A 20,794-nucleotide genomic window follows, 5' to 3' on the forward strand; every position below is an offset into this window, starting at 1 on the left:
CATGGCGGGATGGACACCGGGTCATGCCGCGAACGTCTTATCCTTTGGTCGACCCTGCTGGCGCCGTGGGCGCCGTTGGCTATCGGTGCGTGAGAATTGGGATTATCATCCTCTGCGCATTAGTAACGTGCTAACTATATTTTGGGGAGGCCAGTTCATGGCAGATGTCACATCACGGGTTATCGGAATCGGCGGTGTATCGGTGATTCTATTGGGTGGTTTCGGGGTGATGGGCACGGCGCAGGCATATTCGGCATTTTCTGCGGATTCCCCCGACATGTTTGGAGACTGGGGCGGCGGGCGCACCGCGCTGGAAGATGCCGGCGTCAGTTTCGATTTCGACTATGTGGGCGAGGCGGCCACGATTCTCGATGGTGGCTATCGCGACAGCCATGTGACCAAGTACGCGGATCAGTTCGCGGTCGGTGCCAATTTCGACCTCGACAAGCTTGCCGGCATTCCCGACGCGGAATTCCAGCTCACCGTCACCAACCGTAATGGCCATAGCGTCAACGACAGGTTGAGCGATCCGGGTGCGACCGTTGGCGGCTCGTCGGTGCAGGAAGTCCAGGGGCGCGGACCGGTCACCAGGCTGACCCAGTTCTGGTACCGCCAGCGTTTCTTCAATGACGCGCTTGCCGTCAAGCTGGGGCGAATTCCGTTCGGCGATGATTTTGCCACCATCGACAGCAACTTCCAGAACCTGGCATTCGGCGGCGCACAGCCGGGCAACTGGGGCAATAACATCTACAACTGGCCGATCGCGCAGTGGGCCGCGGTGATCCGCGCCAATGTCGCGCCAGAGTGGTACGCCCAGGTTGGTGCGTTCAATATCAATGACAGCAATCTGCAAAACGATAACGGCTTCGATCTGCGCACCCGCGGTACCGAAGGCACGCTGTTCCCGGTGGAGCTCGGTTATACCCCGACGCTGAACGGTCTGGCGGGTGCCTACAAGCTCGGTTTCTATACCCAGAACGTCGACAACCGCGCGTATGGCGATGGTCCCGCGGATCGCACCAGCGATACCAATACCGGGCTCTATTACGTGGTCCAGCAGCAGGTGACCCAGCGTGGCGGCGACGCGGATCGTGGCCTGACGCTGTTCAGCATGGGCAACGCCAACCAGGGTGACACCGCGGGCATCGATCGCTACGTCTCGGTCGGCGCGACCTACGCAGGGCCGTTCGATGCGCGTCCGCAGGATGACGCCGGCATCGGCCTGGCCTATCTGCACGTCAACGACGACGTCAATGACTATGTCGACTATTACAACGCCACGCCGGCCGGTTCGCTGTCACCGCTGCCGCGCCAGGGCCACGAGTATGACGCCGAGGTCTACTACAGCTTCAACCTGACCGGCTACCTGACGCTTCGCCCCAATCTGCAGTACGTGGTCAATCCCTCGGCAGTGGACTCGGTCGACAACGCCTGGGTCGCAGGCACGACGATCAAAGCGAGCTTCTGATCAGGGCCGGTTTGCAGCCTCACGTGCGATCGGCTCCACGCAAGAACGGCTGCCCTTGGGCAGCCGTTTTCGTGACGATGCTTCGATACAATCCGCGCCAAGCGCTGGCTTCCCATCGCGCATGGCCGCGACAGGCTCGTCCTATGCGGGCCGTGTTCCCAGCCCGTTGTCCTTGGGCTTGCGAATCACCATGAAGTAGAAGAACACCACGGTCAGCGCGATGAAGAAGAGACTGTCCGGGCTGGTGAAGAAGATCAGCGGGTTACCGTCGTTGATGGAAAGCGCTCGACGGCAGTACTCCTCCAGGCTCGGTCCGAGCACGAACCCCAGCAGCAGGCAGACGGTAGGATATTTCTGCTTGCGCAGGTAGTAGGCCAGCACACCGAACACCAATGCCAGCGCCATCTGGAACGTGGAGTAGGTGGCCACGTAGCTGCCTACCAGTGCCACGATGGCAATGCTCGAGTAGAGCACGTCACGGCGGATCGACACGATCTTGAGAAAGTAGGGACCGAGCAGATAAAGGGTCAGCGGAATCAGGATCAGGGCGCTGACGAACAGCGAGGCGAACATCGGCGCGATCAGGTCGAGCTGTTGGGTCATGAACTGCGGGCCGGGCTGGAGGCCGTTGATCACCAGCACGCCGAGCACGATGGCGGTGGTCGGGTCGCCGGGGATGCCGAACGTCAGCATCGGCACGAACGCGCCGCCGCACATCGAGTTGTTGGCGCATTCTGCCGCCGCGATACCTTCCGGATTGCCCTTGCCGTAACGCTCCGGGTGCTTGGACGAGCGCATCGATTCGGCGTAGGAGACGAAAGCCGCCATCGAGCCGCCGGCACCGGGGAGAATGCCGACCGCGTAGCCGATCACCGCGCTTTTCAGGTAGCGCAGCGCGCCGATCTCGCGGACTTCGGACAGCGGCGGGATGAAATCGCGACGTCTCACCTTGGCCGCCTTGATCATGCTCGGGTCGACGGTGCGGGTGCTACGGCTATCGGCTTGGACCAGTAGCTCGCTGATGGCGAAGGTGCCGATGATCAGCGGCATCATGTCGATGCCCTGGACCAGCACGCCGGTGCCGAAGGTAAAGCGGGCCAGCGGCTGGACCACGTCGATGCCGATGGTGGCGATCATGACGCCGAACAGGGTCGCGATCATGCCCTTGGTGATCGATCCGCGCTGGGAAATGATGATCACGATCAGCGCAAAGGCGATCAGCGAGAACTTGCCCGGCGTGCGGATCAGCAGGGCCACGTCCGCCGCCAGCGGTGCCATCACCATCAGCAGCAGGGCGCCCAGCGAACCGCCGATCATCGAACCCAGTGCGGCATGGCCGAGCGCCTTGGCACCCTCGCCGCGCTGCTGCATCGGGTAACCTTCCAGGGCGGTCATCATCGACGAGGGCGCCCCGGGAATGTTGATGGTGGTGGCGGTGATGCTGCCGCTGCACATCCCGGCCATGAAGATGCTGGCACAGGCGACCAGCGCCGTGGTCACGTCGAGGCTGTAGGTCAGCGGCAACAGCAGGGCAATCGCCAGTACCGAGGTCAGCCCCGGCACCGCGCCGAAGAAGGTGCCGATCAGGAATCCCCCGATCATGTAGAGCAGGGTTTCGGGATTGGCGAGGGCGGCGAAGCCGCCAAGCAGCCCGGAGATCGCGTCCATGATCATTGACTCCAGAGAGTGGGCAGGCGGACCTGGAAGACGACCTCGAACAGCAGGTAGCCCGCCAGGGTGATGGCGACGGCGGCAATCAGCTTGGTCAGCCATTTATCGCGGAAGCCGCCGCCGAACAGACAGCAAAGCAGCAATACGTAGACGAACGTCGCGACGAAGTAGCCGATCAGATCGAACGCCAGCAGATAGCCCGCCGTCAGTACGACGACGCCGATCGCGCCGAGGGAGAGCCCGGCGTACTGGCGGCCGCTGGCAATCTCATCGTGGCTTTCCGCGTCGGCGGGCGACGATTCGGCGGATGCCCTGGCCTTGCCGCGCAGCGCATGAACCATGGCGCAGGAGAGCGCAATCAGCATGATGATCGCGGTCGCGATGGGGAAGAAGGACGCGGTCATGTTGCCGGCCTTCATCGGTGGGCCGAGCTGGATCGCCGAGATCAGATAGATCAGGGTGATGATCGCGAGCGCTGCCGGTACATAGAATTCACCACTCAGTCCAGCGCGTCGGGAAGAGTGCGGAGATGACGGTTTCAACGACATAGGGCACCTGAAGTCGCAGCGCTGCGCCATGCGAACGGCATGGCGCAGTGTGGATAGGAACGAACGCGAGTGGCTTATTTTTCCAGCACGCCCTTGTCGACCAGCTCATCCATGGTGCTGAAGAGCTGCTGCTGCGTATCGTTCGCCCATTGGGTCACGTCGTCGGCTCCCAGCCAGGCGGGCGTCACGCCGATCTGTTTCAGCCACTGCTGGAATTCGTCGCTCTCATAGGCCTTGTGGTACGTGGCTTCCAGCTTCTCGATCACATCGTCCGGGGTGCGGGCCGGGGCGACCATGATGATGAAACTGCCCATCTGCAGATCCAGGCCGGTATCGGTCTCGGTGACCGGCGGTACATTGGGGAAGCCTTCATTCTGGGTGTCGGAAAACTCGACCAGACCGCGCGCCTGACCGGACTCGATCAGCGGCGCCAGATCGCCGAGACTGGTGACGACGGCATCGACTTCGCCGTTGAGCAGGGCTTCCTTCTGTGACGCTGCGCTGTTGTCGTAGGAGACGATCTTGAACTTGGCGCCGGTCTGTTCCTGCAGCTGCAGCAGCGTCAGATGGGTTCTGGCCCCCATGTTCTGGATGCCGACGCGAAGACTGTTGGGCTTTTCCTTGGCCGCGGCAATCAGGTCATCCAGCGTCTTGTAAGGAGAGGATTCCGGCACGGTGATCGCATCGGCTTCGCTGGTGATGCGCGCAATCATGCGCATCTTGTCCATGTTGAAGCCGGGCAGCATGTTCTTCCACGGGATCGTGATGATGCTGTCATAGGTGATCGCGGCGATGGTCTGCCCGTCCGGGCGCGCTTTCATCAACTGGAGCAGGCCGGTTGCCGTCATGCCGCCTTCCACGTTCTCGACATACATCGAGACGGGCAGCGACTCTTCGGCGATGTTGGAGGCCTTGCGAACGATGGCGTCGGTACCACCGCCGGCGGCTGCCGGCACGATGACGCGGATATCCCGATTCGGGAAGTCGGCTTGGGCGGTGCCTACCGTCAGTGATGCCAGGCAGGCGATTCCCAGCAGGGTTTTCTTGAACGTCATGAGGTAATCCTTGGCAGTGGGTGGACTTCGGGAGTGGGGTCGGCAGATTGACGAGCGCTTGTTGTTGGAGGAGTGCACCCGGACCCGGCTAATTGGCTTGTGCCTTTGTAGCCGGTTTATTCGTACGATGTAATACAACCTTGGTTTGACACCGTGCATCTGCCGAGCGATGGCGCCAATCAGTCGAGGCGTCGGCAAGTGGGCAACGACCTTCGTCGCTTGGGTCTCGCTCGAGGCTTTCGTTATGCTGGTCAGACCTATCCGCGTTGACCCGCCCATCGCCCGCCTGGAGCCCCTGATGCCGTTACCCGAGTCCTGGTTTGCCGAGATCGACGTTCCCGTCGCGCTGGAAAGTGCGTGGCGCGAGGCCAGGCAGCGCCTGAGCGAGGGACTCGCGGCCACGACCATCGACCCTGCCATCATCGACGGCTGGCTTTCCCTGAACGACACGCGTCGGCGCGAGTTTTCCCGACTGGTCCTGCTGTCGGACTTCGCCCTGGACGCGCTGACCACGCGCCCCGCGCTGCTGCCCACCTTGATCGAGAGTGGCGAGCTGGAGGCGGCACCGAGCCGGGCACAGATCGAAGCGTCGCTCCACCAGGCGCTGACGCCGGCGGACAGCGAGGAGACGCTTCATCGGACGCTGCGTCGTTTTCGCCAGGCGCGGATGGTGGGCATCGTCTGGCGGGATCTCAACGGCGCCGAGATGTGGACGACCGCCCGCGCCGTCTCCGAACTGGCGGAAATCTGCCTCGAAGGGGCGCTGGGGTGGCTCGAGGGGCATTTCGCGGCCCGCTGGGGGATACCGGCTCCACGCGCCGACGGCACAGCCCAGCGGCTGATCGTGCTGGGGATGGGCAAGCTCGGCGCTGGCGAGCTCAATCTCTCTTCGGATATCGATCTGATCTTCGCGTTTGCGGAGAAGGGCACGACCCGGGGCGGAGAGCGCGAATACGAGCATCAGCAGTACTTCACCAAGCTGGGCCAGAAGCTGATCGCGGCGCTGGATGCGATAACGGCGGACGGTTTCGTCTTTCGGGTCGACATGCGCTTGCGTCCGTTGGGCGACGGCGGGCCTCTGGTCGGCAGCTTCAACACCTTTACCAGCTACTATCAGGATCAGGGGCGCGAGTGGGAGCGTTACGCCATGCTCAAGGCGCGTCCCGTGGCCGGTGATCTCGACGCCGGGCATGAGTTGCTCGATGAGCTCAAGCCCTTCATCTATCGCAAGTATCTGGATTTTGGCGCGATCGAGTCGCTGCGCGACATGAAGGCGATGATTCATCGCGAGGTCAAGCGCCTGGGGCGGGACGACAACATCAAGCTGGGGCGGGGCGGGATCCGCGAGGTCGAATTCGTGGTTCAGGCGTTTCAGCTGATTCGCGGCGGTCGCGATACCGAGCTCCAGGTGACGTCGTTGCGAGAAGCCATGGCGCGCCTGGTGACGCTCGAGCTGCTGCCGCAGTCGGTGGTCGACGAACTGCAAGAGGATTACGCGTTCCTGCGGGATCTCGAGCACGCGCTGCAGGCCCAGCAGGATCGTCAGACGCAGCAGTTGCCGAACGATCCGGAGAACCAGGCGAGGTTGGCGATGGCGATGCAAATGCCTGACTGGGATGCCTTGAAAGCAACACTCTCCGCGTGCCGGGAGCGCGTTCGACGCCACTTCGACGCGGTGGTCGCCGACCCGGACGACGAGTCGCAGGCGCCCGCTGGAGAGTCATCCCAAAACGACGCGGTCTGGCGCCAGCTGTGGCACGGTGAAATGGACGACGCCGAAGCCGAGCGCGTGATGGCGGCAGCAGGCTACGAGCCGCCCGAGGCGCTGCGGCGGCTCAAGACTTTCCGCGATTCGCGCGGCGTGCAATCGATGCAGCGTATCGGTTATGAGCGCCTCGACGCCGTCATGCCGATGTTGCTGGAATCGGTCGCCGACAGTGAAACGCCCACCACTGCGCTGGATCGCGTGCTGCCGTTGATCGAAGCGGTGCTGCGGCGCACCGCCTATCTTTCGCTGCTGCGCGAGAATCCGCAGGTACTGCCGTCGCTGGTCCGGCTGTGTGCGGCCAGCCCCTGGATCGCCGAACAGCTGGCGCGTCACCCCATTCTTCTCGATGAGCTGCTGACCCCGGCAACGCTCTACTCACCTGCCGACAAGCAGCGGCTGGCGGACGAGCTGCGTCAGACCCTGGCCCGGATCCCCGAAGACGACGAGGAGGGTTGGCTGGAGGCGATGCGAGTCTTCAAGCAGACCCAGGTGCTGCGGGTTGCCGCGTCCGACATTGCCGGCGGCCGTGTGCTGATGAAGGTCAGCGATTATCTGACCGCGATCGCGGAAGTCGTCCTCGATAGCGTGCTGCAGATGGCGTGGCGCTCGCTGAGCGCGCGCTACGGTCAACCGGAACCGCGCGAGGGGGCTGATCGAGCCGCTTTCCTGATCGTCGGCTACGGCAAGTTGGGTGGCATCGAGCTGGGCTACGGCTCCGATCTCGATCTGGTGTTCCTCTACGATGCCGCACCTCGCGGCGTTACCGACGGCGCCAAATCGATCGACAATCTGGTGTTCTTCACCCGGCTGGGGCAGCGCATCATCCATCTGCTCAGCGTCACTACGCCGAGCGGCACGCTCTATGAAGTCGACATGCGCCTGCGCCCCTCGGGTAACGCCGGCTTGCTGGTCTCCTCGTTGCAGGCTTTTGCCGAGTACCAGCGCAAAGACGCCTGGATCTGGGAGCATCAGGCACTGGTCCGCGCGCGCGCGGTGGCCGGGAATGATGAATTGGCAACACGCTTCGAGGCCATTCGCCGCGAGATGCTGGCGCGAGAGCGGGACTGCGCCGAGCTGCGCCGAGAAGTCGTCAGGATGCGTCTGAAGATGCGAGAGCACCTCGGCAGTGGCGGCGAGGCGCGGGAAGCCGGCCAGTTTCACCTCAAGCAGGATGCCGGCGGGCTGGTGGATATCGAGTTCATGAGTCAATACGCGGTGCTGGCGTTGTCGTCCCGGACGCCGGCGCTGCTCGAGGTCACCGACAATATGCGGTTGATGGATGCGCTGGCCGAGAGCGGCCGCCTTCCCGAACAGGACGCGCGGAATCTGCAGGCGGCCTATCTCGCCTATCGCGATGCCAGTCATCGCGCATCGCTGGCCAAGCGCGGCAGTCTGGTATCGGCCGAGACGTTCGCCGATCACCGCGCGCACATCCTGGCGCTATGGCAGCGCTGGATGCAGCCGGAGACAGAATCCGGGGCGAACGATCAATGAATACAGTGTTTGATTACGTTATTATTAACGAGTCATGACGTCTTGATGTCGGCTCGGAGTGGCCCACGATGTATCGACTCGCCCCTGTCAACGAGATTGCCCACGGCAACGACCGAGCGATCTACCGGCACCCGGATCGTCCCGAGTGCTGCATCAAGGTGCCTCGTTTTCCTGAACGCGGCAGTCAGCAGAACGAACGCGAGAAAGTCTATTTCGAGAATCTGAAGCGCCGGGGCGTCGATGACTGGCGCCACGTTCCGGAGTATTTCGGCGCGGTGGCGACGGATTGCGGGGAAGGGCTGGTCTTTGGCCTGATTACCGATGCCGATGGTCAGATATCTTCCACCATTCGGCAATATCGTCAGCGGGGCGAGACAGCCTGGTTCGAGTCCCAGGCGTTCTCCAACGAGCTGCAAGGGCTCTATCGTTACCTGCGTGACAACTGGATCGTGCCGTCCGATATCAACGATCGCAATATCGTCTGCCAGCGCCGGGTGGACGGCACTCGGCGGCTATGGCTGATCGATGGCGTCTCCAACCCCGACTTCATGCCGCTGGCCAATGTCTGGCCATGGTTCGCGCGGCAGAAGATCGATCGACGGATGAAACGATTCTTCGCCAAGTTGGCCGGTTACGGCCTGTTGCCCGAGCCCGAGCGCAACGAGCGGGTTCGTAGCGTTCACTAGTCTTCGCTGACTGCCGTACTGACGCCGCCATGTCTTGCAAGGACGACGGCCTCTCGATGAATTCGAGAGGCCGTCTGCATTGGTGTCAACCCGATCAGCGACCCGCCGATGCGGCGCGCGGGTCACGTCCCAGCGGATGCGGCTCGTTACGCGCTTTGGCCAGATCGATCTGCTTCTGCCGTTCGCGGGCACTGGCACGGGTCTTTTCCGGCAGCGAGTCCCAGCAGTGGGGGCAACTGATACCGGGCGAGTAGCGCTCGGAGTCCTGGTCCTCGGTAGAGATCGGCATCCGGCAGGCGTGGCACTGTTCGAACTCGCCCTCGCTCAGATCGTGGCGAACGGTGACTCGGTTATCGAACACGAAGCAGTCGCCGCGCCAACGAGTCTGGGCTTCCGGAACCTTCTCCAGATAGCTCAGGATGCCGCCCTTGAGGTGGAACACCTCTTCGAAGCCCTCGTCGAGCATGAAGCTCGAGGCCTTCTCGCAGCGAATGCCCCCGGTGCAGAACATCGCCACCTTCTTGTGCCGGGTGGGGTCGTAGTGCGTTTTGACGTACTCCGGCAACTCGCGGAACGACTTGGTCTTCGGGTCGACGGCGCCTTCGAAACTACCGATCGCTACCTCGTAGTCGTTACGCGTATCGATCACCAGCACTTCGGGGTCATCGATCAAATCGTTCCACTGTTCCGGCTCGACGTAGGTGCCGACGCGCCGATTGGGGTCGACGCCGTCGACGCCGAGCGTGACGATCTCGCGCTTGAGCTTGACCTTGGTGCGATAGAACGGATGCGCTTCGCAGTACGACTCCTTGTGCTCGAGCGCCGCGAAGCGCGAGTCACGCTTGAGCCAGCCGAGCAGCGCATCGATATCGGCACGCGTGCCGGAGACCGTGCCGTTGATACCCTCGACGGCGAGTAGCAGCGTGCCCTTGACGTCGCGACGCTTCATCTCGTTCAGTAGCGGCTCGCGCAGGGTTTCGAAATCGTCCAGCGTGACGAATTGATACAACGCCGCGACGACGATCGGTAGATCGTTGGATGACATGCAGGACTCCTGGTTGTCGCCCTCGCAAAGGGCGGACCGGGTAAGGCGAGGGCTATCGAGGCCCTCGATGAACGTCACGTATTTTACGCCGCTGAGCGGCGTCGTCCAGCGGTCGGCTGTCGCAGCTCGGGTAAGCGGGTCTCGTTTGCCGTTACTGAACGCTCTCGGCGATATAGCGTGCGATCATCAGGTCGAGATGCGCGCCGCCGCCATTCTTGAATACCGTGATATCGCTCCCGTCCTGCCGGCCAGGATGGCCGTCGAGCAGATCGTAGAAGTCGCCGAGAACGTCTTGTTCGGAGATGGCGCCACTGGCGATGGGAATCTTCAGTTCCCCGATATGGCCCATCGTTGTCTCACGGCTATCGACGAACAGGCGGCCGGCTTTCAGCAATTCGTCGTCCGCCTCGCGCATGTCAGCCTTGTAGGCGCCGATGAGGTCGACGTGGGTGCCGGGCTGTATCCACTCTCCCAGAATCAACGGCGCACGCGCCATGGTGGCGCTGGTGATGATGTCCGCCGACCGGGCGGCGGTTTCCAGATCGGTCACGGCGGTGACGTTCAGGCCGCGCTTGGCGCAGGTTTCCGCCAGTGTCGACGCCTTGTCGTGAGTACGATTCCAGACGCTGATGCGTTCGAGCTCGGGAAAGAGCGAGGTGTAGGCATCGATCAGACTGGCAGCGACATTGCCGGCACCGCAAATCAGCAGATGACGACTGCTCGGGCGGGCGAGCAAAAGAGCGCCCAAGACGGAATCGCTGGCCGTCTTGATTTCGGTGACGAGCCGGCTTTCGATGATCGCCTTCAACTGGCCATCATCGGGCGCGAAATAGAGCATGGCGCCCTGCACGGTATCCAGCCCACGGGCGGCATTACCATCGAAGACAGTAACCGCCTTGGCGCCATAGCCCACGCCGGGAATGAAGCAGGAGCGGTTGAGCAGCGTCTTGTCGGCCGGGCCCAGGAAGGTATCGTCGATCTCCGGCCGCGCGGCGCGATGGCCCTGCTTCAGGGCCTCGACGGCCTCGGCCCAGGAAAGGCGGTCGCGGGCTTCGGTATAGGTGATGAGTCGGGTCATGGGGGCTCTCGGGGTTCGACGATCTCGGTGACGACGGCGGTCTTGACAGAGTTGGCGATGAAGCAGCCCCGGTGGGCCTGGTGGTGCATCGTCTCGAGCTGCTCACGTGTCGGCCGGCGCTCGCCGGAAAACGTCACGGCCGGTCGCAGGGTCACTCGCGTGATGGAGAGTCTGCCCTCCGCATTTTTCTCCATCACGCCGATGGCCTGGTCTTCGTAGCGGTCCACGGCAAAGCGTCGTTTGGCGGCGATACCCAGGAACACCAGCATGTGACAGCTGGCCAGCGAGGCGACGAACGCCTCCTCGGGATCGACATGGGACTCGATGGAGTAGGGCAGCGGGACAACGTGGGGCGATGACGATGCCGGTACACTGACACCGCCATCGAAAAGCCATTCATGGCCGCGACTGTAGCGGTTGTCGGTGAAAGCTTCTTCGGACTGACGCTGCCACCGAACGGTGGCGATGTAGTTGGCCATCGTGACTCCCTTCTCAGTCTAGGCCGCTCAGGTATCGAGCCGCGTCGTCAGGATAGCCGTACTCTACCTGGAGCCCTCGATAGATCGACTCGCGCTCGCTGATCGGCTTGTGTTGACTCGCCTTGCGCTTGCCTTCCAGCCGCTCGATGGTCAATTCGATACCCATGATGGCACGACACATTCCGGCGATGTAGTCATCCGGGGCATCGTCGATCGGCCACGGTGACGGCCGGTCCCGCTCGAAGCGCAGGGTGAGTCGTCCCACGAGCCGTTTCAGCCATTCGGGATCATCGATCAGCCGTAGCCGGCAGTGGGCGTGCACTACCTGATAGTTCCAGGTCGGCACGACCTTGCCATGATCTCGCTTGGCGGGGTACCAGCTCGGCGTGATATAGGCGTGCGGTCCGTGGAAGATGGCCAGGGCCGAGCGCGTGTCCGAGCCGTTCTTCAGCTCGCGGGCGAGCGGATTGCCACGGGCGATATGCCCTAGCAGTGTGGCTGGCGTCGCCCCGTCGTTGGCCGGCTCGAACAGCAGGGGCAGATGGTCGGCAGTCAGCCCGCTGTCGGCGCCGTGGGTGACCAGCGTGGCAAACGGAGATTGCTCGATGGTCAACTGCAGGGTTTCGGCATCGTCGATTCGAAAATGGCTCGGTTGGTACATGCTACCGCTCCCTTCCCGGCAGTTGGCCGGTCATGCTCGACAGCGATCGTCGTTGGCGGCCGTCGGTATCGAAATTCTCCGCTGACAGCCACCGTTCGTGGCAGCGCCGAATCGCTGGCCACTCCTCGTCGATGATCGATAACCAGGCCGTATCGCGGTTGCGGCCGTTGACCACGCGATGCTGGCGGAATACGCCCTCGAAGCGAAAGCCCAGGCGTTCCGCGGCGCGACGCGAGGGCGCGTTCAGCGCATCGCACTTCCACTCCACGCGGCGGTAGCCGAGCTCGAAGGCGTAACGGATCATCAGCATCAATGCTTCGCTCGAGATCGGCGTGCGCGCCATGCGGGGAGAGAAACTGAGATGACCGATTTCGATGCGCCCATCCGCCGGGACGATGTTCAGATAGGTCGCCATGCCAACGGCCTGATCGTTCGTCGGATCGATAATGGCGTAGCAGAGCGGGTCGGCGCCCGCGGTCATCAGCTCGAGCCAGCGCCGGCAGCCGATTTCATCGTCGAAATGGCGGCCGCCGAGGTAGGTCCAGCGCGCCTGGGCATCATGGTCATTGGCGATAGCGGGATCGGGGTCCTGCCATGCCTGCCATAGCGCGGGTGCGTGAAGCGCGGCATCCAGCGGTTCCAGTCGACAGAAACGGCCCTGCAGGGCGATACCGTCCGGTGGAGAAGGGGGCTGCCAGCTTTCGATATCGGCGCCGACGGGTTGGCCGTATTCGTTGGTTGTCGGTTTCATGATTTTCTCAGCAGCCACAGGAGGTGAGCGTATGGTTTCGCAGGCTGCCGACACTGGGGCCGGTGGCAACCGGATGGCCGTCGCGCTTCCAGAAATCCAGTCCTCCGAGCAGCTCCTTGACCCTCAGCCCCGCGCTGGCGAGTTTGAAGGCGCCCCAGGTGGAGCCATTGCAGCCGATGCCGTCGCAATAACTGATGTAGACGCGCGAACGGTCCAGCAATGCCAATCTCTCTGCCGTCATCTCGCCATGAGGGAGGCTAATAGCGCCGGGAATATGACCGGCAATGTAGTGATCGTGACGCCGAGTATCGATGACGATGATTTCCTCGATGCCGTTGGCGAGATCCATCGCCAGATCCCAGGCGTCGGTGTGAAGGCTGAGCTTTTCGCGCATGGCGGAAGCGCTCTGGTCGGGGCGAGCCGGCGGAATATCGAGTACGAGTGAGGTCGCGGTCATTGAGAGCTCCTGGCGGTTCAGACAGTCAACAGAAAGGTGTGGAAGGCCTCGTCGCGCTGCCAGCCGAGCGACTGGTATCGGGACTGGGCGGTAAGGTTGTCGATCTGCGTGCGCAACATCAGCTGCGCCACGCCATGTGCCGCTGCCAGATTTCTGGCAGCCTGCAGCAGGGCGCTGCCGATGCCGCGGCAACGACCCTCGGGGACGACGAAGAGATCGTTGAGAATCCAGCGTGAACCGAGTGATGTGGTCGAGGGCACGGGGAACAGCTGCACGAAGCCGACGGCCGAGCCAGTGCCGTCCAGCGCGATAAGAAGATGCGCGTCTTCCCGCTCGAAGCGCTGGATCAGAAAGTGCCTTGCGCCCTCCGGGTCGCTGGGTTGTCGATAGAACTGACGATAGCCGTCGACCAGCAGAGCGAGGTCGTCGATATCTTCGGGCTTGGCTACACGAATGGTGGGCATGTCGGGCTCCTTCGGCAGTGACGTGAAATGAGTCTGGCATCATACTGGTTCCCCGGTAAGATCCAGTTGGCGCGGTAATAAGGGGACCGGTAGTGGAGGAGCCCGTGACCAGTCACCCAGTGATCAGTCACCCAGTGAAGATAGAGCCAGTGAAGATAGAGCCAGTAGCACCGCCTCATGCCCACCGACTCTGGATCATCGACGCGCTGGCGATGCAACTCGCCTCGCCGTCGACGCGGACCTTGAGCCAGCGACTCTATCAATCGCTGCGAGAGTGGATTCAGCAAGGTCAGCTCGGTGTCGGTAGCGCACTACCTTCTTCGCGCCAGTTGGCTCGCGAACTCGGACTGGGGCGTAACACCGTGCTGGCCGCCGTCGACCGGCTCACGGCCGAGGGCTTCGTGGAGACACGCCCAGGTGCGGGAGTCTTCGTCGCCGAGTGGCAATCGGAGCGCGGCGCGGGGGCAATACCGGTATCCAGTGCTGGTGCCGTCTCGCATGAACTCTCCGCTCGGGGGCAGCGCATTCTCGATTTCAGCAGGGTGTTGAGCGATCGCCATACCGCCTTCGCCCCGGGCGTACCCGCGCTGGACCAGTTTCCGCGTGAACGCTGGCAGCGCCTGCTGCGTCGGCATTACCAGCGAGCACCGATCGAATGGCATGACTACCAGCACCAGGGCGGGGTCGCGGCGTTACGCGAAGTGCTGTGTGACTATCTGCGGCTGTCGCGCTCGGTGCGTTGCCGGCCCGAACAGATCCTGATCACCCAGGGGGCCCAGCAAGGCTTCGAACTGATCGCCCGACTGCTTGCCGATGCCGGCGACGCGGTGTGGGTGGAAGAGCCCGGTTATGGTGGTGCGCAGTCCTGCTTCGTGGCGGCCGGTCTGAACGCCATACCCCTGGCGGTGGACGAGGACGGCGCGAACGTGAATCGCGTAGCGGACGAGACGCCGGCGCCCCGATTGATCTACGTCACGCCTTCACACCAATATCCCAGCGGCGTGACGATGAGCCTGCCGCGGCGAATGGCGTTGCTCGAAGCCGCTTCCCGTCACGGGGCCTGGATCATCGAAGATGACTACGACAGCGAGTTTCGCTACGCCAGTGCACCGATCGCGTCGCTGCAAGGGCTCGTCGACGACGCGCCGGTAATCTACGTCGGCACGTTCAGCAAGGTACTCTATCCGGGATTGCGGCTGGGCTATCTGGTATTGCCGGAAGCACTGGTCGAGCCGTTCACGCGCGCCAATGCGCGACTTCACCGGGAAGGCCAATACGTGGCACAGGCGGCGTTGGCGGCATTCATTGGCGAGGGGCACTTCGTGCGTCACGTTTCGCGGATGCGTGAACTCTACCGCTGGCGGCAGGCGCAGTTACGCGAGGCGCTGGCTCCGGCCGTCGCACGCGGGCTCGTACTGTCGGCGGGGCAGGCGGGGATGCATCTGGTTGCCCAATTGGAGAGCCGCGAGATCGAATCCGAGCTGGTCGCGCGGGGGCGCCGGGCCGGCATTCTGCTGTCGCCGCTGTCAGGTTACTTCCTGCAGCAGCCGGGCCGGCCCGGCCTGGTGTTGGGTTACGCCGGCGCCACGGATGCCGAAATCGCCACGGCCGGGCGCTGGCTGTGCCGCGCCTGGTGCGAACTGAGCGCTCCGGACAGGCGTTGATCCGGGGCTTGTCGGTGGAAGCCGACGTCAGGCGTCGCCTTCTCCATCCCCGTCGGTATCGCTGGGGCCAGGGGCACTCCGGTGGTTGTTTTCCGGAGATCGTCGCGCCGTGCGTGATGACGTGCCGTGGCGAGCGCGCCGCTGTTCGCTCTCGTATTCTGTGTCTGTGTCCTGACGCTCGCCGTTTTCATGTTCGAGGTCATCTCGCCCGGCGCCGTCGTTGCTGGAGTTATCCTGCCGGACTCGATCTTTTTTGACGCTCTCTTTTTTGACGCTCTCTTTTTCGACACCTTCGGGCAGATAGATGCGGGAGGCCGGAATGGCCAGTTCCGCGCCCCGTTCATCGATGATGTCGCGAATCTTCAACAGGATTCCCTGCTTGATCTCGTGAAAGCGTTGCCAATCCGTCTCAAGGGTAAAGGCGTAGACGATGATATCCAGCGAGTACTGGCCGTAGGTGGAGAAGTTGACCGTGATCAGTTCGTCCTGATTGATCTCCTCGTGCTCCAGCAGCATGTTGCGGATATCCCGAGCGACATTCTCGATGACACCGATGTCCTGGTAGCGGAGGCTGATGGTTTCCCACAGCCGACGGCTGACCATTCGTGTCGGGGTTTCCACCGAAATCTGACTGAACCAGGCGTTGGGCACGTAGAGCGGTGGGCCGGCGAAGGTCCTGACGGTGGTGAGACGCCAGCCGATGTCTTCGACGATGCCCTCGATCTGGCGTTCGGGGGAGCGAATCCAGTCGCCGACCACGAACGGCTTATCCAGATGAACGACCATGCCGCCGAAGAAATTGGCGATGACGTCTCGCGCGGCAAAGCCGATCACCAGGCCGCCGAAGCCGCCCATGGCGAGAATGCTCGACATCGATACGCCCAGAATCTGGAGGCCGATCAATATCAGCGTGACGATCAGTACGGCGCCGACGATCTTGGTCAAGGCGGACGCCGAGGTGGGGTCGACCGGCTTGGCATGACAGTTACCGGGGGGGAACACCAGCCGCTGTTCCAGGCGCCGGAAAAGCCGGATGCCGCCCCACGCCACGAGCAGGAGCGTGATCAAAGCGCCGATCCGTGAAAGCACGGGATTGGCTCGCTCGATCCCGAAATGCGCCCCGATAACGCCGAGATCGATCATCAGTGCCGTGACCCAGACCCACCAGCGCAATGGAAGGCGCAGCCCGTGAAGGATGGGGTCGTCCCATCGACGCGGTGACTCGCGCAGACGACGCTCCATACGGTTGAGTACGAAGTGCAACGCGATGTCGATGATGATCGCCGCCAGTAGCACCAGGGCCGGCAGCACGATCCAGCCGGGGATATGGAGCCATTGCCCCAGCTCGTTCTGGAAGCGGGAAAGAAGGTTCGTGGCGCTATCGGAAATATTCATGCACCTGCTTTTTATGTCGGGGAATCGGCGCGCTGTGGCGCGCCGGTAGGGCTTAATGACTCACCGTGTCGAGTCGTTGGCGAGGCTCCGGTTCGAGAAAAGCGTAGCGGGCCATCGCCGTGTGTTCCACAGCGATGGTCGTTTCGTCGCGTTATCGAACGGGATCAGCGCAGGCAGCAGCGTTTGGCCTTTTTGCCGCTGCCACAAGGGCAGGGCGCATTGCGTGAAACGGGGACGCCGTCGGCCGGCGGATCGATGATGCCGTCGAGGTAACGCCAGATGCCCCGATGTCGACGGAAACGGGAACGCTCATGAAGCACCTGCGGTGTGGCGAGCGCCGCTGCCGTGGCCGGACGGAAACGCGCTTTGAACTCGACCGTGCCACGCGCACCGCTCTCGCGGGCGTCGAGGATCTCGAGCCCCAGCCACTGGTTTTCCTGTCGATCGAGCTGTTCGGCCGTCAGCGCCGGATCGATCGTATCGGCATCCCAGGTCTCGACGAGATAGCCGCCAAGCCCGCCCAGCGCGAAGGCGGTATAGCGTGAACGCATCAGTGCCTCTGCAGTCGGCGCGGCGGCTTCCCCGAGGTGATAGATTGCACAACAGCGGGCGTAGGGATTATGACTCCCGCAGGGGCATAATCGAGAATCGAGGGTTTCCGAGGCTGTGGTTGGAACATTCATTTGGGTACACTACGCTATCGTTTGTCTCTAAATGTTAATGGTGCGCTGCGATTTACCCTAACATGTGGTAAAAGAACGGCGCCTGGAATCCCAACCAACGCCAAGTCATTCGACACGTGGGTCGACCACTTATGTTTCTCGACGAGTTTCATTCCGCTGACGCGGACCGCATCTGTATCACCGCAGAGCAGGCCAGTCAGTTCGCGCGTCAGATCGCGGGAGATTACAACCCGATCCATGACCCCTGTGCGCGTCGTTTCTGCGTGCCGGGCGATCTGCTGTTCGCGCTGGTGCTGTCTCGTTATGGCTTGTCCCAGCACATGACGTTTCACTTCTGTGGCATGGTTGGGGACCGGGTGTCGTTGAGCTTCGTGGAAGATGACGCCGGAACCGTCAGCGTCGTGGACCAGGGCGGCAAGCAGTATCTGCGCGTCAAGCGAAGCGGCTGGACGATTCGCGATCCCGCCACCGTCGAGACTTTCACCCGTCGCTACGTGGCCTTCTCGGGGCGCAACTTCCCGCATTACCTCAAGCCGCTGCTCGAAGAGAAGGGCGTCATGTTCAACCCCCAGCGGCCGCTGGTGATCTATGACAGCATGGGATTCACGCTCGAGGATCACGATCCGTGCGATCTGGACCTGGACTTTGCCGGAGCCAATCTGGATGTCAAAGGCAAGCGCGGAGAAGCCCATCTCGAATTTCGCATGAGTTGCCATGGCCATGACGTGGGTATCGGCTCCAAGAAGCTGGTCATCAGCGGGCTTCAGGATTACGACGCGGACAAGATGGAGACGTTCGTGACCAACTTTGCCCAGTTGAAGGCGGCCAACCCCTGCTCGGCCTGAAAATTCGCCTGGCGGACTTCAGGTCATACAGCGATCGCGTTGTGCCCGACGGGCGTTGAGCCTTCGATTCGTGTCTGATCGCCTCTTTCGCCGATAATGCCATTCATGCCGTCTGTCGCGGCCAAGGGCTGACGGCGCCTGATCGTCGACGTGAATGGAATCCCCATGAAGGAACACGTGACCCCCTTCCAGTTCTTCATCCTGGCGCTTTCGTTCTATGTGCTGGGGGCAATGCTGGCGGAAATCTTCCTCGCTCTGCCGGCCGATATTCTTCAGTTGTTCGACTATCTGGACTATATCGTCTGTTTCTTTTTCTTCATCGACTTCTGCCAGCGGTTCTATCACGCCCCCAGCAAGTGGCGATACATGCGCTGGGGATGGCTGGATCTGCTGGCGTGTATTCCCGCCGGCTGGTTTCAGGCGGCGCGTCTGGCCCGTGTCGTTCAGATCATTCGCGTGCTCCGCGCGCTGCGCTCCCTGGAACTCATCTGGCAACTGCTGTTCCGCAACCGGGCCGAGGGCGTGCTGGCATCGGCGGCGACGGCGACCGTACTGCTGGTGGTCTTCGGGGCGATGACCGTGTTGATGGTGGAAACCCCCAACCCGAACAGCCCCATCAATACCGCTGAAGAGGCGCTGTGGTGGGCGATCGTGACCGTGACCACTGTCGGTTATGGGGATTACTACCCGGTCACGACGCTAGGGCGGATCGTTGCCGTGCTGCTGATGGTCTGCGGGGTGGGGCTTTTCGGTAGCTTCGCGGCCTACGTCAGTTCGCTGTTCGTCGAGGACCAGGGCGAATCGGATTCTCGCCAGCACAAGGCGAATCGGCGCATGATGCGTCACATGATCGAGCAGGTGAGCGAGTTGCAGGTCGAGATCGAATCGTTACGACAGGAGCTGCGCGAGCACCGCCAGGAACTGGCCGAGCGCCATGACACCGGGCGCGATGAGGGTGAAGGCGACGATCTTCGCCAAAAACCCGATGGCGACGGCCGATGAGCGCAATGACGATATTGCATTGTCGGAAAAATATAAGGGTGCTAATATAATCCCATCGAATGAAGACACTTCGATAGCAGTCGTTCGAGTCGCGTCTCCAAGTATCACCCCGCCTCGCCCGCGCATCCCCCCTCTTGCGCGGGCTTTTTTATGTCCGTTTTCAGGGTCTCGGAAAGCATGAGTCCAGGACCGTAACCCCGCTGGATGGATTACCAACTCTTGTAGGGCAGGAACTTGCCGCTCAGGGTAACTACCACGCGATCCCCTTTGGGATCGGGCTGGCGATCCACTTCCATCTCGAAGTCGATGGCGCTCATGATGCCGTCGCCGAATTTTTCCTGAATCACGTCTTTCAGTGTCGCTCCGTAGACCCCCACGATCTCGTAGAGTCGGTAGACGAGCGGATCCTGAGGAATTGCCTGATCCCAGGTCTTGGTCGGGAAAGCTTCCAGCGCGGCAATCACGTCATCGCCCAGGTCCAGAGTGGCCGCGATGCGCCGAGCGGCCTCGTACGGGGCACTGTTCATGCCGTGGCACGCCGATGCGACCCACACGGGCGAGCGGCCGACGGCTTCTCCCAGTGTGTCCCACGAGATCCCCTTGCGCGCCTTGGCGGCCATCAGCGTATGGTGCATTTCCTGTTTGTCCATGACTGTGCTTCTCCAGTGGATGGTTGACGTAATCGATGTTGACGCGGCGCTCTGATGAGCGCCGCGACGGTTCAGATCAGATTGCGCCTGGGGCCGGTCTTGACGTGGGTGGCGTAGAGCGTCAATCCGGTGAAAGCGAGCCCTCCGGCCAGATTGCCCAGTACGGTCGGGATTTCGTTCCACCACATGTAGTCCCACACCGAAAAGCCACCCCCCATGATCAAGGCCGAGGGAAAGAGAAACATGTTGACGATCGAATGCTCGAAGCCCATGTAGAAGAACAGCATGATTGGCATCCACATGGCGATGGCCTTTCCGCTGACCGAGGTGGAAACCATTGCACCGACGACGCCCATCGAGACCATCCAGTTGCATAGCATGCCGCGGATGAAGATCGTTACCCAGCCAGCCAGACCATATTCGGCATAACCCAGCGTGCGCGCCTCGCCAATCCCGGCGATCTTGTCACCCACGACACCCGGTCCAATGGAAAAGCCATAGGTCAGAATGAAGGCCATCATGAAGGCGACCGTCAGCGCGCCGCCTAGATTGCCGAGGAAGACCCACGCCCAGTTGCGCAGCACTCGATTGAGGGTAACGCCCGCACGGCGATCCAGCAGCGCCAACGGGGTCAGCATGAAGACGCCGGTCAGCAGGTCGAATCCCATCAGATAGAGCATGACGAAACCGACCGGGAACAGAATGGCGCCGACGAGTGGCTGGCCGGTCTGAACGGTGATCGTGATGGCGAACGCCGCCGCCAGGGCCAGAATGGCGCCGGCCATGAAGGCGCGGATCAACGTGTCTCGAGTCGACATGAAGATCTTCGATTCGCCGGCGTCCACCATCTTGGTGGCGAACTCCGCTGGGACGAGATAGGACATGGTCGATTTCCTTTTGTATTTGTCTGGGAACTGAGGTTCATCAACG

At 62.3% G+C, this 20,794-nt stretch carries 20 protein-coding genes; 6 read left to right on the forward strand and 14 right to left on the reverse strand.

Annotated features, from left to right (window positions below):
• The first annotated feature begins 157 nt into the window (after nucleotides 1–157).
• A complete protein-coding gene (locus BTW07_RS07720; RefSeq protein WP_075569581.1) occupies nucleotides 158–1,468 on the forward strand; it encodes a carbohydrate porin in 1,311 nt (436 codons plus the stop codon).
• A gap of 141 nt (nucleotides 1,469–1,609) precedes the next feature.
• Here the strand turns inward: BTW07_RS07720 and BTW07_RS07725 are convergent, their stop codons facing one another.
• The 3 genes from BTW07_RS07725 to BTW07_RS07735 form a co-directional block, all read right to left on the reverse strand.
• Nucleotides 1,610–3,136: a tripartite tricarboxylate transporter permease gene (locus BTW07_RS07725; protein ID WP_075569582.1), complete on the reverse strand. Its 1,527-nt coding sequence runs from the start codon at nucleotides 3,134–3,136 to the stop codon at nucleotides 1,610–1,612.
• A 2-nt stretch (nucleotides 3,137–3,138) separates the two neighbouring features.
• Nucleotides 3,139–3,681, reverse strand: coding sequence for a tripartite tricarboxylate transporter TctB family protein (locus BTW07_RS07730; RefSeq protein ID WP_158025872.1), 543 nt, complete (start codon nucleotides 3,679–3,681; stop codon nucleotides 3,139–3,141).
• Nucleotides 3,682–3,761: 80 nt separating this feature from the next.
• Complete coding sequence (locus BTW07_RS07735; protein ID WP_075569584.1) at nucleotides 3,762–4,742, reverse strand: Bug family tripartite tricarboxylate transporter substrate binding protein; 981 nt, start codon at nucleotides 4,740–4,742, stop codon at nucleotides 3,762–3,764.
• Between the two features lie 298 nt (nucleotides 4,743–5,040).
• On the opposite strand from BTW07_RS07735, the gene glnE reads away from it, so the two are divergent.
• Both glnE and BTW07_RS07745 read left to right on the forward strand, forming a co-directional pair.
• On the forward strand, nucleotides 5,041–8,004 hold the full coding sequence (gene glnE / locus BTW07_RS07740; protein WP_075569585.1) for a bifunctional [glutamate--ammonia ligase]-adenylyl-L-tyrosine phosphorylase/[glutamate--ammonia-ligase] adenylyltransferase: 2,964 nt from the start codon (nucleotides 5,041–5,043) through the stop codon (nucleotides 8,002–8,004).
• Nucleotides 8,005–8,072: 68 nt separating this feature from the next.
• The gene (locus tag BTW07_RS07745; RefSeq protein WP_075569586.1) at nucleotides 8,073–8,690 is read left to right on the forward strand and encodes a YrbL family protein; all 618 of its coding nucleotides are present in this window, start codon (nucleotides 8,073–8,075) and stop codon (nucleotides 8,688–8,690) included.
• A 94-nt stretch (nucleotides 8,691–8,784) separates the two neighbouring features.
• Here BTW07_RS07745 and trhO read toward each other — a convergent pair whose 3' ends face one another.
• The 7 genes from trhO to BTW07_RS07780 all read right to left on the reverse strand — a co-directional run bounded on the left by trhO (nucleotide 8,785) and on the right by BTW07_RS07780 (nucleotide 13,625).
• The gene (trhO, locus tag BTW07_RS07750) at nucleotides 8,785–9,735 is read right to left on the reverse strand and encodes an oxygen-dependent tRNA uridine(34) hydroxylase TrhO (protein WP_075569587.1); all 951 of its coding nucleotides are present in this window, start codon (nucleotides 9,733–9,735) and stop codon (nucleotides 8,785–8,787) included.
• A gap of 151 nt (nucleotides 9,736–9,886) precedes the next feature.
• Nucleotides 9,887–10,813: an ornithine cyclodeaminase family protein gene (locus tag BTW07_RS07755; RefSeq protein ID WP_075569588.1), complete on the reverse strand. Its 927-nt coding sequence runs from the start codon at nucleotides 10,811–10,813 to the stop codon at nucleotides 9,887–9,889.
• Nucleotides 10,810–11,292 carry an OsmC family protein gene (locus BTW07_RS07760; RefSeq protein ID WP_075569589.1) on the reverse strand — a complete coding sequence of 161 codons (483 nt, stop codon included), beginning with the start codon at nucleotides 11,290–11,292 and terminating at the stop codon, nucleotides 10,810–10,812. The genes BTW07_RS07755 and BTW07_RS07760 overlap by 4 nt, the downstream gene beginning before the upstream one ends.
• A gap of 13 nt (nucleotides 11,293–11,305) precedes the next feature.
• Nucleotides 11,306–11,953, reverse strand: a complete 648-nt coding sequence (locus BTW07_RS07765) for an FMN-binding negative transcriptional regulator (RefSeq protein WP_075569590.1) — start codon at nucleotides 11,951–11,953, stop codon at nucleotides 11,306–11,308.
• Between the two features lies 1 nt (nucleotide 11,954).
• Nucleotides 11,955–12,704: a GNAT family N-acetyltransferase gene (locus BTW07_RS07770; RefSeq protein ID WP_075569591.1), complete on the reverse strand. Its 750-nt coding sequence runs from the start codon at nucleotides 12,702–12,704 to the stop codon at nucleotides 11,955–11,957.
• A 7-nt stretch (nucleotides 12,705–12,711) separates the two neighbouring features.
• Nucleotides 12,712–13,161 carry a rhodanese-like domain-containing protein gene (locus tag BTW07_RS07775; protein ID WP_075569592.1) on the reverse strand — a complete coding sequence of 150 codons (450 nt, stop codon included), beginning with the start codon at nucleotides 13,159–13,161 and terminating at the stop codon, nucleotides 12,712–12,714.
• A 17-nt stretch (nucleotides 13,162–13,178) separates the two neighbouring features.
• Complete coding sequence (locus BTW07_RS07780; protein WP_075569593.1) at nucleotides 13,179–13,625, reverse strand: GNAT family N-acetyltransferase; 447 nt, start codon at nucleotides 13,623–13,625, stop codon at nucleotides 13,179–13,181.
• A 212-nt stretch (nucleotides 13,626–13,837) separates the two neighbouring features.
• Here BTW07_RS07780 and pdxR point away from each other — a divergent pair, with 212 nt between their 5' ends.
• The gene (pdxR, locus tag BTW07_RS07785; RefSeq protein ID WP_075569594.1) at nucleotides 13,838–15,289 is read left to right on the forward strand and encodes a MocR-like pyridoxine biosynthesis transcription factor PdxR; all 1,452 of its coding nucleotides are present in this window, start codon (nucleotides 13,838–13,840) and stop codon (nucleotides 15,287–15,289) included.
• A gap of 27 nt (nucleotides 15,290–15,316) precedes the next feature.
• Here pdxR and BTW07_RS07790 read toward each other — a convergent pair whose 3' ends face one another.
• Nucleotides 15,317–16,684, reverse strand: a complete 1,368-nt coding sequence (locus BTW07_RS07790; protein ID WP_075569595.1) for a mechanosensitive ion channel family protein — start codon at nucleotides 16,682–16,684, stop codon at nucleotides 15,317–15,319.
• Nucleotides 16,685–16,848: 164 nt separating this feature from the next.
• Nucleotides 16,849–17,367 carry a YchJ family protein gene (locus tag BTW07_RS07795; RefSeq protein ID WP_075569596.1) on the reverse strand — a complete coding sequence of 173 codons (519 nt, stop codon included), beginning with the start codon at nucleotides 17,365–17,367 and terminating at the stop codon, nucleotides 16,849–16,851.
• Nucleotides 17,368–17,498: 131 nt separating this feature from the next.
• On the opposite strand from BTW07_RS07795, the gene BTW07_RS07800 reads away from it, so the two are divergent.
• On the forward strand, nucleotides 17,499–18,212 hold the full coding sequence (locus BTW07_RS07800; RefSeq protein WP_075569597.1) for a DUF3581 family protein: 714 nt from the start codon (nucleotides 17,499–17,501) through the stop codon (nucleotides 18,210–18,212).
• 165 nt (nucleotides 18,213–18,377) lie between these two features.
• Entirely contained in the window at nucleotides 18,378–19,214 is an 837-nt protein-coding gene (locus BTW07_RS07805) for an ion transporter (protein WP_075569598.1), read from the forward strand.
• Nucleotides 19,215–19,423: 209 nt separating this feature from the next.
• Here the strand turns inward: BTW07_RS07805 and cynS are convergent, their stop codons facing one another.
• Both cynS and BTW07_RS07815 read right to left on the reverse strand, forming a co-directional pair.
• The gene (gene cynS / locus BTW07_RS07810; RefSeq protein ID WP_075569599.1) at nucleotides 19,424–19,864 is read right to left on the reverse strand and encodes a cyanase; all 441 of its coding nucleotides are present in this window, start codon (nucleotides 19,862–19,864) and stop codon (nucleotides 19,424–19,426) included.
• Between the two features lie 71 nt (nucleotides 19,865–19,935).
• On the reverse strand, nucleotides 19,936–20,748 hold the full coding sequence (locus BTW07_RS07815) for a formate/nitrite transporter family protein (RefSeq protein WP_075569600.1): 813 nt from the start codon (nucleotides 20,746–20,748) through the stop codon (nucleotides 19,936–19,938).
• Nucleotides 20,749–20,794: the final 46 nt, after the last annotated feature.

It is taken from the genome of Salinicola socius, assembly GCF_001937195.1.
Classification (GTDB): domain Bacteria; phylum Pseudomonadota; class Gammaproteobacteria; order Pseudomonadales; family Halomonadaceae; genus Salinicola; species Salinicola socius.

What these genes read in the sequence shown, in the direction of transcription:
- BTW07_RS07755 (WP_075569588.1), bottom strand. Translation starts at nt 10,813, where the DNA reads ATGACCCGACTCATCACCTATACCGAAGCCCGCGACCGCCTTTCCTGG.
- BTW07_RS07745 (WP_075569586.1), top strand. Translation starts at nt 8,073, where the DNA reads ATGTATCGACTCGCCCCTGTCAACGAGATTGCCCACGGCAACGACCGA.
- BTW07_RS07815 (WP_075569600.1), bottom strand. Translation starts at nt 20,748, where the DNA reads ATGTCCTATCTCGTCCCAGCGGAGTTCGCCACCAAGATGGTGGACGCC.
- BTW07_RS07725 (WP_075569582.1), bottom strand. Translation starts at nt 3,136, where the DNA reads ATGGACGCGATCTCCGGGCTGCTTGGCGGCTTCGCCGCCCTCGCCAAT.
- BTW07_RS07735 (WP_075569584.1), bottom strand. Translation starts at nt 4,742, where the DNA reads ATGACGTTCAAGAAAACCCTGCTGGGAATCGCCTGCCTGGCATCACTG.
- BTW07_RS07775 (WP_075569592.1), bottom strand. Translation starts at nt 13,161, where the DNA reads ATGACCGCGACCTCACTCGTACTCGATATTCCGCCGGCTCGCCCCGAC.
- BTW07_RS07805 (WP_075569598.1), top strand. Translation starts at nt 18,378, where the DNA reads ATGAAGGAACACGTGACCCCCTTCCAGTTCTTCATCCTGGCGCTTTCG.
- BTW07_RS07800 (WP_075569597.1), top strand. Translation starts at nt 17,499, where the DNA reads ATGTTTCTCGACGAGTTTCATTCCGCTGACGCGGACCGCATCTGTATC.
- cynS (WP_075569599.1), bottom strand. Translation starts at nt 19,864, where the DNA reads ATGGACAAACAGGAAATGCACCATACGCTGATGGCCGCCAAGGCGCGC.
- BTW07_RS07770 (WP_075569591.1), bottom strand. Translation starts at nt 12,704, where the DNA reads ATGAAACCGACAACCAACGAATACGGCCAACCCGTCGGCGCCGATATC.
- glnE (WP_075569585.1), top strand. Translation starts at nt 5,041, where the DNA reads ATGCCGTTACCCGAGTCCTGGTTTGCCGAGATCGACGTTCCCGTCGCG.
- BTW07_RS07760 (WP_075569589.1), bottom strand. Translation starts at nt 11,292, where the DNA reads ATGGCCAACTACATCGCCACCGTTCGGTGGCAGCGTCAGTCCGAAGAA.
- trhO (WP_075569587.1), bottom strand. Translation starts at nt 9,735, where the DNA reads ATGTCATCCAACGATCTACCGATCGTCGTCGCGGCGTTGTATCAATTC.
- BTW07_RS07780 (WP_075569593.1), bottom strand. Translation starts at nt 13,625, where the DNA reads ATGCCCACCATTCGTGTAGCCAAGCCCGAAGATATCGACGACCTCGCT.
- BTW07_RS07720 (WP_075569581.1), top strand. Translation starts at nt 158, where the DNA reads ATGGCAGATGTCACATCACGGGTTATCGGAATCGGCGGTGTATCGGTG.
- BTW07_RS07795 (WP_075569596.1), bottom strand. Translation starts at nt 17,367, where the DNA reads ATGAATGTTCCAACCACAGCCTCGGAAACCCTCGATTCTCGATTATGC.
- BTW07_RS07765 (WP_075569590.1), bottom strand. Translation starts at nt 11,953, where the DNA reads ATGTACCAACCGAGCCATTTTCGAATCGACGATGCCGAAACCCTGCAG.
- pdxR (WP_075569594.1), top strand. Translation starts at nt 13,838, where the DNA reads ATGCAACTCGCCTCGCCGTCGACGCGGACCTTGAGCCAGCGACTCTAT.
- BTW07_RS07790 (WP_075569595.1), bottom strand. Translation starts at nt 16,684, where the DNA reads ATGAATATTTCCGATAGCGCCACGAACCTTCTTTCCCGCTTCCAGAAC.